Genomic DNA, 12,762 nt, shown 5'->3' on the forward strand with positions numbered 1-12,762 from the left:
CTTTAGCGACGTGACGCGGTTGAACACAATTAAGCTCGGTATTCGGTCTTTTTTCTTTTTTGCCCGCCCGTACACGCGGGGATGCCGGACAGCGATGGCTACGGCGCTACCGACTGTGGCACAGGGGTTATCCCACCAAAATCATTGATATATGAGGGGTAAATTGTTGAGGGGCGCTTATTTGTCACAAAGAATGTCTTCCCGCCGGGAGCAATCATTCCACCGTTACCAATCGGTTTTTTACCTTCTTCATCTTCCGCAATGTTGGCGAGTGAGACGAAGTATGGTGTCGGGTTTGTACCCTCAACGCCCCCATCCACCTTTTTCCAGCTAACGAATTGTCCGGCCAGGTTTGCATCCCCCACCAGACCTGAAGGACGAAAGAAAATTTTGATTCGCGAACGAAACGCCATCTGTAACTGGTTTTGCTTTTCTTTGCTCATTGGCGGTACTTCAAGCACGTTCAGCCAGAATACAGATTCCTTATCCTTCGGAAGCGCTTCTCCGGTATACATCAGACGCAGCGTCTGACCTTTTCCCGGATTGATTCGATTCACAGGAGGTGTGATAGTAAACGGCGCGTTCGCTGTTTCCGGCGTGGCGCCAGCATCGCCGTCGTCGACCCAACTTTGCGCAAGGACCGGTTTATCTCCGCGGTTATCAATTTTAACCGTGACCTCTCGTTCTCCTGCCGGGTAAACGACGCGTGTACCGGTGATAACAATTCCCGCCATTGCAGGGGCCGCTAAAGCGAAAGATAAGACGAATGCGGCGGCATTAAGGTAAACGGTACGATGTTTCATGCTGATTTCTCCCTGAATGCGGGGGAGCGAAATGTCGCTCCCCCGCATATCGCTCCTCACTACCCGGACTGTTGCGAAACAGATTAGAAGTAGTTAATGGTGAAGTTGACTGAGCTGGCCACCAGGCCCGGGGTCGCTGCATCGGTCGCGTAGTATTCAACGGCGTACGGCAGTGTGGCGGAGCCTGATGTCAAATCATAAGTCGACGACGAGGCGTGCTGATCCGGACTACCGACCTTAATGGCATTGCCGGTCGGGGCGTCAACCAGCTGCAGCTGGACGTTGGTCGCTCCTGTTCCATCGGTGATGGTGTTGTTCAGTCGGTAGCCGATCGGATCAACGGTTGAACCGTTTTCAAAGAATGCCGCTGCGCTGGAGACAGACGCGGAACCAGAGCAGTTGCTCAGTTCAATATTGAAACCTGTCCGTTTTGCGGTTGCGCCGGCGGCACTCAGTTGGCTTTTGTCGACTGCTTGCAGCACCACTGTTGCCGGGCTGGCATTACCGTCGATGGTGACATCACAAGTTTTGTCCAGGACTTCACCGGTAAAGTTGACGGTACCGTTAGAGGCGGCCTGAACGCTTGCTACGCTAAAGGTTGCTGCGATTGTGATAGCTAATAACTGCTTTATCACCTTCATAATAAACTCCATGTTGTACTTGCATATATTGAAGAAAAAGGGAACCTTACCGCAATAAAAGGCGGGTGTTCGTGTGGTGTTTTTTTCATAATCTGTAAATAAAAGTTCTCTTTTTATTGCGTTAGCTATCACTCCTTCCTGAATTTTATAAGCCAGATAGTAATCATCAATGTCGATATGGTTTTATAGCGTGACTAAATATAATTCGGATCTAGCGCGAGAAAGAAAGTTTCGGGCTTTCAGAATTCTTTTTGATATAACTTTATGCCTCTTTTATCTGTCTTTAATGTACAGCTACGTATTAAGCATAAAGCTGATTGTTTAGTAAAATGCAATACTGTTTTCAAAAGTAAACCGATTCAAAACAGGTTGTCTTTTATTATACGTTCTCATCTCCGCGATATCCCGGCATAAAAGAATACCTGTGGCAGAGTTACAATGTAAAAGACCAAGACTAATGTTGATCTTACGCCTTAATGCGTAGATGTACTTACTGGGCAAGCCCATTATCTCCGCGACTTCATCATGCGAAAGTCCGGCACCAAGGTAAGAAAAAAGCTCAGCTTCTCTGGCAGAAATCTGGTGCATCTTAAAACGATTTATTTGGAGTGTATGCAGAGCATTAATAAGCTCTTCTTTGGTTAAACACTCTGAGACAAGCCATGGGATAAAGATTCCCCTTGGGATTACACGCGTTCCAGTTCTCTCCATAATCGCCAGCCGGCAAAGCGCAATTTCTGGGATATGCAAAACCCTTCGGCGCACGCAAACATTTGAGATGGCGAGAATGACAATGTCATCTTGTTCTGGTGTCGTGTAAAACTCATCTTCATTGATATTGACGTAAATGGAATGCTCGCCAATAGAAGTTCCTCTTAAAACATGCTTTAACCCGTCAATAAAGTAACTATTGTCAGAAATGAAATAACATTTCACTGATCCACACCTCCACCTCCCTTTGAGAAAATCTGCGTTAAAACTTCTTACCTTTCAGAACGGAAAGAGAGAAATAAACCTTTTGCAGAATAATCTTTTACCAATCCTTTTGCTAATTTTTAACGAATGATTCATTTCATTTAAAATCGTTTTTAACTATCGCAATTGGTTTTAATGATAGTTAAATCCTATTTAAAGGAAAATAAGATTATTCACTAGAAAATTAAAAATTAGTACCAATCACATAATTTTGAATATTCTTAAAATGGAATTTTGGAAATGTAAATTCGCTCAAGATCATTTTAAAAACTAAAAACCGAAGAATAAGGCGGAGTTAAGGCCTATAATATTTCTGCAATCTAATATGCGCTGACTTATGCTTACAAAACCATACTAAAAATCCTGGATAAGATTCCCATTTTATAGCGGACATTTAATTTGGTTCAAAAAATCTTAGCATGTGACAAAATGCAAAATAGCCCATCAAAAAAGATGACATATATTTGATCTGGATCAAATATATGTCTTGCATCATTGCAACTAAAAGTAAGTAAAGAACAAGAATCAGTATAAGGATGGTCCACAATGTTAATGCAGGAATTGTTGATGGTAACGCGTTAGCGGGAAGGCAGAGTTGAGCGTCTTAACGTATTGGACAGGCAAAAAACGTAGTATGAAAAAGGCCGAAGCAGTAAAAAAAACAAGCAGGGACAGAAGGGTAAACAGGGCGTTCTGCCGGACAGCTCAGTGCCGTCCGGCATGTTGTCGCTTAACGCATCGTCACAAATTCTTCCGCGGCGGTTGGGTGAATCGCTACGGTGTTGTCGAAGTCTTTCTTGGTGGCGCCCATTTTCAGCGCAACCGCGAAGCCCTGCAGCATTTCATCCATGCCGAAGCCAATACCGTGAATACCGACAATCTTCTCTTCCTGACCGACGCATACCAGCTTCATGCGGCACGGCTGGCGGTGAGAGGTAACGGCGGTATACATGGCGGTAAACGATGATTTGTAGACTTTCACCTGGTCATCGCCGTACTGCTCGCGCGCCTGCGGCTCGGTTAAGCCAACGGTGCCAATCGGTGGATGACTGAAGACCACGGTTGGGATGTTGCTGTAGTCCAGATGCTCGTCCGGCTTGTTGTTAAACAGGCGTTCAGAAAGACGACGACCCGCCGCCACCGCGACCGGCGTCAGTTCGACCGCGCCGGTGTTGTCGCCTACCGCGTAAATCCCTTCCACGTTCGTGTTCTGGTATTTATCAACGATGATGTAGCCTTTTTCATTCGTTTTCACGCCCGTTGCCGCCAGATTAAAATCATCTGTCGCCGGTTCGCGGCCAATCGCCCAGATCAGACAGTCAACCGTTTCGCGGCGACCGTCTTGCAGTTCCAGCGTCAGGCTGCCGTCGGCGTTTTTTACCACCGCTTTCGGAATGGCCTGGGTGTGCAGCGTCGGGCCTTCAGCGTTCATCACCTCGACCAGCGTCTCGGTGATCATCGGGTCAAAGCTGCGCAACGGCGCGTGTTTACGAACAAACAGGTGCGTTTGCGCTCCCAGACCATTGATCACGCCCGCCAGCTCGACGGCGATATAGCCTGCGCCAACTACCGCCACGCGTTCCGGCAGCGCGGGAAGTTCAAAGAAACCGTCAGAGTCGATGCCGTATTCCACGCCCGGAATATCCGGATGGCTTGGGCGGCCGCCCGTGGCGATCAGAATATGGTCGGCGGTCAGGGTTTCGCCGTTAACTTCGATGGTTTTTGCATCGACAAAGCGGGCAAAGCCCTTGATCACATCAACATTATTTTTACCCAGCACGTTATCGTACGAGGTGTGAATACGGTCAATATAGGCGGTACGGCTGGCAATCAGCGTGTCCCAATTGAAACTATTGATGGTGGTATCAAAACCGTAGTCCGGGCCGTACAGATGGATCGCTTCGCGAATCTGCGCAGCATGCCACATCACTTTTTTCGGCACGCAGCCGACGTTGACGCAGGTGCCGCCCAGCTCTTTGGCTTCAATCAGCGCACACTTCTGGCCGTACATCGCTGCACGGTTAATCGAGGCGATACCGCCGCTGCCACCGCCGATAGCGATGTAGTCATAATGTTTGCTCATAGGTCTTATCCTTCCGTTCAGATTGCCGCGATTGTATACCTGAAATCAATTGGTTCCACCAATGGCTGCGATTACTCCGGCACGATCCAGTTCACCGATGTATGTCCGGTTCCGGCGGGAACCAGTTTGCTATGCAGCCATGGCAGCACGTTGTTCATTTGCGCTTCCAGCTTCCACGGCGGGTTGATCACAATCATTCCGGAGGCGGTCATGCCGCGCTGGTCGCTGTCCGGGCGCACGGCCAGTTCAATTTGCAGGATCCTTCGGATGCCAGTGGCTTCCAGGTCGTGGATCATACGTTTGACTTGCTGGCGGAGCACCACCGGATACCACAGGGCATAAGTGCCGGTGGCGAACCGTTTATAGCCTTCGCTGATGCCGCTGACCACGGCCTGGTAGTCACTTTTGATTTCATAAGGCGGGTCAATAAGAATCAGGCCGCGGCGGGAAGCCGGAGGCAGCTTAGACTTCAACTGCTGATAGCCGTCGGCGCGCGCCACACGGGCGCGGCTGTCTTTCTGAAATTCGCCGCGCAGCAGCGGAAAATCGCTCGGGTGCAGCTCAGTCAACTGTAGGCTGTCCTGCTCGCGCAGCAGCTGACGGGCGATCAACGGCGAGCCCGGGTAATAACGCAACTGACCGCTGCGGTTGAAGTGGCTCACTACGTTAATGTACGGCTCCAGCTCGGCGGGCAGGTCGTCCTGCTGCCAGATGCGGGCGATGCCTTCCAGGTATTCCCCGGTGCGCTCGGCGTGTTCACTGCTCAGCTGATAGCGACCTGCCCCGGCATGGGTGTCCAGATAAAGAAACGGTTTTTCCTTCTCTTTCAGCGATTCAATGATCAGGCTCTGAACGGTGTGTTTAAGGACGTCGGCGTGGTTGCCTGCGTGGTAGCTATGGCGATAACTGAGCATGGATGAAAGTATTCCATATAATAAACGTAGACCCAAAAGCTGCGCGCCATCGGGCAAAAATAGAGCGTATCGCCACAGTATACAGAAAAGTTCCCCCTGCCGCGAAAGCGCAACGCCCGGTATTGAAATCCTCTACACTTATCCCCATTGTACAGGGATATTGCACAGCGCCGGATGCGCGCTTCATACACTTCTTTCAAACAGGACAGCGTTTATGACTAATCCTTTACTGACGCCCTTCGAGCTACCGCCGTTTTCCCAGATTCAGCCTGAGCATGTTGTTCCCGCCGTCACCAAAGCGCTGAACGACTGCCGTGAAAATGTGGAACGTGTGGTCGCGCAGGGCGCGCCGTACACCTGGGAAAATCTGTGTCAGCCGCTTGCCGAAGTTGATGATGTGCTGGGTCGCATTTTTTCGCCGGTCAGCCACCTGAACTCGGTGAAAAACAGCCCGGAACTGCGCGAAGCCTACGAGCAAACGCTGCCGCTGCTGTCTGAATACAGCACCTGGGTAGGGCAACATGAAGGACTGTACAAAGCGTACCGCGACCTGCGCGACGGCGATCATTACGCCACTCTGAACACCGCGCAGAAAAAAGCGGTAGATAACGCCCTGCGTGATTTCGAGCTGTCCGGCATCGGCTTGCCGAAAGATAAACAACAACGCTACGGTGAAATCGCCACCCGTCTGTCCGAACTGGGCAACCAGTACAGCAACAATGTCCTCGACGCCACCATGGGCTGGACGAAGCTAATTACCGATGAAGCGGAGCTGGCGGGTATGCCGGAAAGCGCGCTGGCGGCGGCGAAAGCCCAGGCCGAAGCGAAAGAGCAGGACGGTTACCTGCTGACGCTGGATATTCCGAGCTATTTGCCGGTGATGACCTACTGCGACAACCAGACGCTGCGTGAAGAGATGTACCGCGCCTACAGCACCCGCGCTTCTGATCAGGGGCCAAACGCCGGAAAGTGGGACAACAGCCCGGTGATGGCGGAAATCCTCGCCCTGCGTCACGAACTGGCACAACTGCTTGGCTTTGACAGCTACGCGGATAAATCCCTCGCCACTAAAATGGCAGAAAACCCACAGCAGGTGCTCGACTTCCTGACGGATCTGGCGAAACGCGCCCGTCCACAGGGCGAAAAAGAGCTGGCGCAACTGCGTGCGTTTGCCAAAGCGGAATTTGGCGTTGATGAACTGCAGCCGTGGGACATCGCGTACTACAGCGAGAAGCAAAAACAGCATCTGTACAGCATCAGCGACGAGCAACTGCGTCCTTACTTCCCGGAAAACAAAGCCGTTAATGGCCTGTTTGAAGTGGTGAAACGCATTTACGGCATCACCGCCAAAGAGCGCAACGACGTGGACACCTGGCATCCGGACGTGCGTTTCTTCGAGCTGTATGATGAGAAAAACGTGCTGCGCGGCAGCTTCTACCTCGACCTGTACGCCCGCGAAAACAAACGCGGCGGGGCGTGGATGGACGACTGCGTCGGCCAGATGCGTAAAGCGGATGGTTCCCTGCAAAAACCGGTCGCCTATCTGACCTGTAACTTCAACCGTCCGGTGAACGGCAAACCTGCGCTGTTTACCCACGATGAAGTGATTACCCTGTTCCATGAGTTCGGTCACGGCCTGCATCACATGCTGACCCGTATTGAAACTGCCGGAGTTTCGGGGATTAGCGGCGTACCGTGGGATGCGGTCGAGCTGCCAAGCCAGTTTATGGAAAACTGGTGCTGGGAGCCGGACGCGCTGGCGTTCATCTCCGGTCACTTTGAGACCGGCGAGCCGTTGCCGAAAGCACTGCTGGATAAAATGCTGGCGGCGAAGAATTATCAGGCGGCGCTGTTCATCCTGCGCCAGCTGGAGTTCGGCCTGTTCGACTTCCGCCTGCATGCGGAATTTGACCCGCAGCAGGGGGCAAAGATCCTTGAAACGCTGGCAGAGATCAAAAAGCAGGTGGCCGTGGTGCCATCACCGCACTGGGGCCGCTTCCCGCACGCGTTTAGCCACATCTTCGCCGGCGGGTATGCGGCGGGGTATTACAGCTACCTGTGGGCAGACGTGCTGGCGGCAGATGCCTACTCCCGCTTTGAAGAAGAGGGGATTTTTAACCGCGAAACCGGACAGTCGTTCCTTGATAACATCCTGACCCGTGGCGGTTCTGAAGAGCCGATGGAGCTGTTCAAACGCTTCCGTGGCCGCGAGCCGCAGCTGGACGCAATGCTGGAACATTACGGGATAAAAGGCTAATCCCGACGTGAAAATCTGCTTAGTTAATGAAACAGGCGCCGGAGACGGCGCCTTATCTGTTCTCGCGTCTCGCTGGGGACTGGAGCACGATGAAGACAACCTGATGGCGCTGGTGATGACTGCCGCGCATCTGGAACTGCGTAAGCGCGACGAACCCAAACTGGGCGGTATCTTCGTTGATTTTGTTAGCGGGGCGATGGCGCATCGGCGTAAGTTTGGCGGCGGTCGCGGCGAAGCGGTAGCGAAAGCGGTCGGCATTAAAGGCGACTATCTGCCCGACGTTGTTGACGCCACGGCGGGGTTAGGACGCGATGCGTTTGTGCTGGCCTCGGTGGGCTGCCGCGTGCGGATGCTGGAGCGTAACCCGGTGGTGGCGGCCTTACTCGACGATGGCCTGACACGCGCCTATGCCGATCCGGAGATTGGCGGCTGGTTACAGGAACGCTTACAGTTGATCCATGCCTCCAGCCTGTCGGCGCTGACGGACATCACGCCGCGTCCGCAAGTGGTCTATCTCGACCCGATGTTTCCTCATAAGCAGAAAAGCGCTCTGGTGAAAAAAGAGATGCGGGTGTTTCAGTCGCTGGTGGGACCGGATTTAGACGCCGACGGTCTGCTGGAACCGGCGCGCCAGCTCGCCACGAAACGTGTGGTGGTCAAGCGCCCGGATTATGCGCCGCCTCTGGCGAATGTCGCCACGCCCAACGCGGTGGTGACCAAAGGGCATCGGTTTGATATTTATCCCGGGACGCCGTTGGACGCGTGACGAAGCCCCGGATGGCGCTTCTGCTTACACAAATGGTGCGTACGGATCCGCCATTTTAAACGCGGCTTCTTTTTCTGCTACCGGCGGGTAAATTAATTCGCGGGTGATCGACTGCTTCACTTTTTTCGCCTCTGCGCGCGTCAGTTTCACCTGCTGGTCCCATCCTTCGGTATAGACAGCACCCCAGGCGCCGAGATCCAGACAGGTGACATACATTTCCTGGCGATACGGTAGCGCTTCGATGCCGAGCAAATCGGCTGCGGCGTTATTACCCGCAAATTTGCCCAGCAAAATCGCGTGCTGGCAGGTCATGAGGGCGTGATTGCCTTTATCCTCGGTGGCTGCGTAGGCCACATCGCCAGTGGCGAAAATATGCTCGTGTCCTGGCACCTGAAGTTTGCTGTTGACGTGCAGACGGCCCTGGCGATCGCGCGGCGCATCAATTTGCGCTGTCAGGGCGTTTGCCTGTACGCCAGCCGTCCAGATTACCGTTTGTGAAGGGATGGCGCGTCCATCTCTCAGCGTTACGCCGCTGGCATCGACTTTTTCAATCTCACTATTCACCAGCCATTCCACGCCAAGCTCAGCGGAAGCTTCGATGATAGTGTTTCGCAGGGCTTCGCTGTAGCGTGAGCCGGGCGTCGGTCCACGTTCAACTACGACTACTCTGGTCTTAGCATTCGCGCCGAGGATCTCACGCAGCCGTCCCGGTAGTTCCAGCGCCATCTCGATACCGGTAAAACCGCCCCCGCAAACGACAACGGTATTACGCGCGTCACTTTCCACCTGGCGCGGCAGTTCGTTCAGGTGCCGCTCCAGGACCGCGGCGCTCTCCAGTTGATCCAGATCGAACGTATAAGTTTGTGCGCCCGGCACGTGTGAACGGTTGACGTGGCTTCCGCTGGCGAGAATCAGACGGTCATAGTGATGTAAGTGTGATTCACCGTTGGTATCAGTCCAACTGACCTCCTTTGAGGCGGGCAGAATTTGAGTGACCGTTCCACGCAGGAAATTTACGCCCGTAACGTCGAACAAAGGCTGTAAAGGGGCAACCAATGTTTCTACGGCATTTTCATAGAAGCGGGGACGCACACGAAGCTCAGGCTGCGGGGCAATCACCGTAATATCAATAGACTGGCTGTCATTTTTATCCACCAGACGAGCGGCGCTCAGGGCTGCCCACATTCCGGCGAAACCCGCACCAACGATCAAAATTTGTTTATGCATTGCTTACCTGCTCCGTTAACACTGATTTATTTACTCGGATTTTATTGGTCGTAGTTTGAAAAAGCAACGCGAAAAATCATGACGGCCAATATTTAGCTATTATCATCTTGATTAATAGCTAGTTATTTTTGCTATCATCGCTGATTTAAAGGGAGGGAGTGGAATGATAAGGGCGAAAAAGCTACAATAACTCAGAATTAATTTGGCTGAGATAAAGGCATGGCATTCTACAGTTCCGGGGTTGAGTATGGCATCCACAGCTTGATGTGTATGGTGGACAGCAAAGGCGATGCCCGCGATATGAGCGTGCGCGAAATAGCTGAGTTACAAAGCGTGCCGTATGACTACCTGGCTAAAATCTTTACCCGACTGTCGAAGGCGGGACTGGTGCGCAGCATAGAAGGAAAGGGGGGCGGTTTTCAGCTTGCCAGACCCGCCGAACACATTACCGTGCTGGATGTGGTTAATGCCATAGATGGCGACAAGCGTATTTTCGAATGTCGCGAGATCCGCCAACGTCTGGCGGTATTTGACGAGCAACCGCCGACGTGGGCCTGTGAAGGCATTTGTGGCGTGCGTTCAGTGATGGATATGGCGCAGCAGCGAATGGAAGAGGCATTGGGCCAACATACCATTCTCGATTTGGCGCGTAAAATGTACCGTAAAGCCCCGGATACATTTGTCGTCGAAGTGCAGGCGTGGATCGACGCGCGTAAAGGGTAAATCGTATGAATGGCCCGATGGCGTTGCGCTATCGGGCCTGGAGCCCGGTGCGGAAGGCGAGACAGGGCGAGGCTGCCCTCCGGCACAAGCAGTACGGTTACTTCTCGCTGTCCGGCGTATTGATCATCCGGTTCAGCCACGGCACCATCAGCGCCATCACCACCGTTACGCCCAGCGTCACCAGTCCGATTTTACTGAATACCCCGGTATAAATGGGCAGCGTCAGTAGCGGGTCGGTGATATTTTCCGGCACGGCGGTAAAGGTGGCCACGTAGCCGCCCAGCAGAAACGCCGCGGCCTGCGTCAGGAACCACATCCCCAGAATAAAGCCCATCAGGTGCTGCGGCACCAGCGCCGCGACCATCGCCAGCCCCAACGCGCTGATCAGCAGTTCGCCCAGACTCTGGAACAAATACACCAGTACGATAAACCACGGCGACGTCAGCCCCTGCGCGTCGGCAAACCACATGCCTGCGGCGGCGGCGGTTAAAAAGCCCAGCGAGCATAAAAACATCCCGAGGGTAAATTTCATTGGCATCGTCAGGTCTTTGCCTTTGCTGCCCAGACGGGTGTAGATCGCCGCCAGTACCGGGCTGGCGACGACTACCCAGAACGGGTTCAGCGCCTGGAAACTCACCGGGTTAATGGTGAAGCCGAGGATCTCATGGTGGACGTTATTAATGGCGAAAAAGTTCAGCGAGGTTGGCATCTGTGCGTAAAGAATGTAAAACAGCACCGCTTCAAGCATCAGGATAAACGCCACGAACATTTTGTTGCGCCCGGTTTTATCCAGCTTAAACGCCTGGCGGAAAAAGATAATTGTCACCGCGATGGACAGAACGATCAGCACCAGGTTGGCGACCTGTACGTTATGCATCAACCAGGCGCAGAGGAAAATCATCGCCACTGTGCCAATCAGCACAGACAGCAGATTCCGCATACTGAGCGGCCGATGGTCTGGCTCGGAGCCAATATTCTTTACCATCCCCCGGCAGGCGAAATAGACCAGCAGCGCGACAATCAGCCCCGCGCCGCACAGGTTATAGGTGACGGCATAGCCAAACTTTTCCGCAATCACGGGCGCCAGGGAAAGCGACAGCAGCGAACCGATGTTGATCGACATGTAAAACAGGGTGAAAGCGCCATCCAGACGCGGATCTTTCGGGGGATAACATTTCGAAAGCAGGCTCGCCGGGTTGGCTTTAAATAAGCCGTTGCCGACAGCGATGGTTCCGAGTGCGATAAATATCAGGTCGGGCTTCAGTAACGACATCCCGGTCATGAAGTAGCCGATTGCCAGTACAATCGTCCCCAGCACCAGCGTTCGCTTAGTGCCAAGCAGGTGATCGCCCACGTAACCGCCAATGGAGATCAGGCCGTAGACCAGCGCAGCGAAGGCGCCAAAGGTGATAAAGGCCTGTTCCTGCGAGAAGCCAAGCTGTTTGACGAAGAAAACGGCCAGGATGCCCTGAACGCCGTAATAGCCGAATCGTTCCCATAATTCGACAAAAAAGATCATGAAGAAGGGGCGGGGTTGCTGTAGCAAACCCGTCGGTGCAGATGTGTTCATATTTTTTCGCCTTTCGATGCCATCCCAAAAAGTATGACGCGTAAAACAAAACGCGCCGAAAATGTATGACTCTGTTATAGACTGCGGTCATTAACCGAATGAGTAGATTATTATACAGATAGATTTCGATCTAATTAGCCGATCACACTAATTATGTTTTGTGGGCTGGAATGATGTCCTGAGGGAGAAATAAAAACGCCCGCAAAAGCGGGCGTGGGATCTGGCAGGGAAAACTTACTCTTCTTCGTCGCGCAGAGGAACGATCAGCATGTCAACGTGAACGGTGTTGATCAACTGGCGCGCTGAAGACATCAGCTTGCTCCAGAAGTCCTGATGATGACCACATACCACCAGGTCCATGTCGTATTTCTTAATCGCGTCGACCAGCACCTGGCCCAGGTCGCCGCTACCGCTCAGGGTTTCGGTGATAGGGTAGCCTGCGTTGGTGGAAAGCTCGGTCAGCGCATGGTGAGTTTCTTCAGAAATGCGCTTTTGCATATCGCCCAGATTAACGTCAATCAGGCCGGTATAAAGGTCAGAGTAGTTTACATCTACGTGGATCAGGGAAACTTTTGCGTTGTACGGGCGCGCCATAGAGACCGCTTTTTCTACCAGCACTTTACTTTCCGGAGAAAGATCAACTGCGATGAGAATGTGTTTGTAAGCCATAGTATTACTCCTTCCATAAAGTTGTCGATGACCAGCCAGCTGGCGTTTCTTGTGCCGTCGCGTCACCCGCGTCCTGCGAACTATGCGATTTTGTCTACGCGGGGCCAGCTCAGCCGCGATGAATTGTTGAGACG

Annotated in this window: 11 protein-coding genes; 3 read left to right on the forward strand and 8 right to left on the reverse strand. The window is 52.8% G+C overall.

The annotated features are described in order from the left end of the window. Positions 1–98: 98 nt before the first annotated feature. From HVX72_RS00990 to HVX72_RS01010, 5 genes are all read right to left on the reverse strand, one after another. Positions 99–803: a fimbria/pilus periplasmic chaperone gene (locus HVX72_RS00990; RefSeq protein WP_181822370.1), complete on the reverse strand. Its 705-nt coding sequence runs from the start codon at positions 801–803 to the stop codon at positions 99–101. 83 nt (positions 804–886) lie between these two features. Continuing rightward, positions 887–1,444: a fimbrial protein gene (locus tag HVX72_RS00995; RefSeq protein WP_060570208.1), complete on the reverse strand. Its 558-nt coding sequence runs from the start codon at positions 1,442–1,444 to the stop codon at positions 887–889. A gap of 321 nt (positions 1,445–1,765) precedes the next feature. Beyond that, on the reverse strand, positions 1,766–2,380 hold the full coding sequence (locus HVX72_RS01000) for a hypothetical protein (protein ID WP_181822371.1): 615 nt from the start codon (positions 2,378–2,380) through the stop codon (positions 1,766–1,768). Positions 2,381–3,149: 769 nt separating this feature from the next. Further along, positions 3,150–4,502 (reverse strand): glutathione-disulfide reductase, encoded by a 1,353-nt coding sequence (gorA, locus tag HVX72_RS01005; protein WP_181822372.1) that lies wholly within the window; start codon positions 4,500–4,502, stop codon positions 3,150–3,152. A gap of 71 nt (positions 4,503–4,573) precedes the next feature. Further along, a complete protein-coding gene (locus HVX72_RS01010; RefSeq protein ID WP_042286702.1) occupies positions 4,574–5,416 on the reverse strand; it encodes a 23S rRNA (adenine(2030)-N(6))-methyltransferase RlmJ in 843 nt (280 codons plus the stop codon). A 214-nt stretch (positions 5,417–5,630) separates the two neighbouring features. On the opposite strand from HVX72_RS01010, the gene prlC reads away from it, so the two are divergent. Together prlC and rsmJ are read left to right on the forward strand one after the other, a co-directional pair. After that, entirely contained in the window at positions 5,631–7,673 is a 2,043-nt protein-coding gene (prlC, locus tag HVX72_RS01015) for an oligopeptidase A (RefSeq protein ID WP_042286700.1), read from the forward strand. Positions 7,674–7,680: 7 nt separating this feature from the next. Continuing rightward, complete coding sequence (rsmJ, locus tag HVX72_RS01020; RefSeq protein WP_181822373.1) at positions 7,681–8,439, forward strand: 16S rRNA (guanine(1516)-N(2))-methyltransferase RsmJ; 759 nt, start codon at positions 7,681–7,683, stop codon at positions 8,437–8,439. 24 nt (positions 8,440–8,463) lie between these two features. Here the strand turns inward: rsmJ and HVX72_RS01025 are convergent, their stop codons facing one another. Next, positions 8,464–9,666, reverse strand: a complete 1,203-nt coding sequence (locus HVX72_RS01025; protein ID WP_181822374.1) for an NAD(P)/FAD-dependent oxidoreductase — start codon at positions 9,664–9,666, stop codon at positions 8,464–8,466. 219 nt (positions 9,667–9,885) lie between these two features. Here HVX72_RS01025 and HVX72_RS01030 point away from each other — a divergent pair, with 219 nt between their 5' ends. Further along, entirely contained in the window at positions 9,886–10,389 is a 504-nt protein-coding gene (locus HVX72_RS01030; protein ID WP_042286691.1) for an Rrf2 family transcriptional regulator, read from the forward strand. A gap of 97 nt (positions 10,390–10,486) precedes the next feature. Here the strand turns inward: HVX72_RS01030 and dtpB are convergent, their stop codons facing one another. Next, the gene (gene dtpB, locus HVX72_RS01035) at positions 10,487–11,959 is read right to left on the reverse strand and encodes a dipeptide/tripeptide permease DtpB (RefSeq protein ID WP_181822375.1); all 1,473 of its coding nucleotides are present in this window, start codon (positions 11,957–11,959) and stop codon (positions 10,487–10,489) included. A gap of 234 nt (positions 11,960–12,193) precedes the next feature. Then, positions 12,194–12,628: a universal stress protein UspA gene (gene uspA / locus HVX72_RS01040; RefSeq protein WP_000323571.1), complete on the reverse strand. Its 435-nt coding sequence runs from the start codon at positions 12,626–12,628 to the stop codon at positions 12,194–12,196. Positions 12,629–12,762: the final 134 nt, after the last annotated feature.

It is taken from the genome of Citrobacter sp. RHB21-C05, from assembly GCF_013889015.1.
Taxonomy (GTDB): Bacteria; Pseudomonadota; Gammaproteobacteria; order Enterobacterales; family Enterobacteriaceae; genus Citrobacter_A; species Citrobacter_A sedlakii.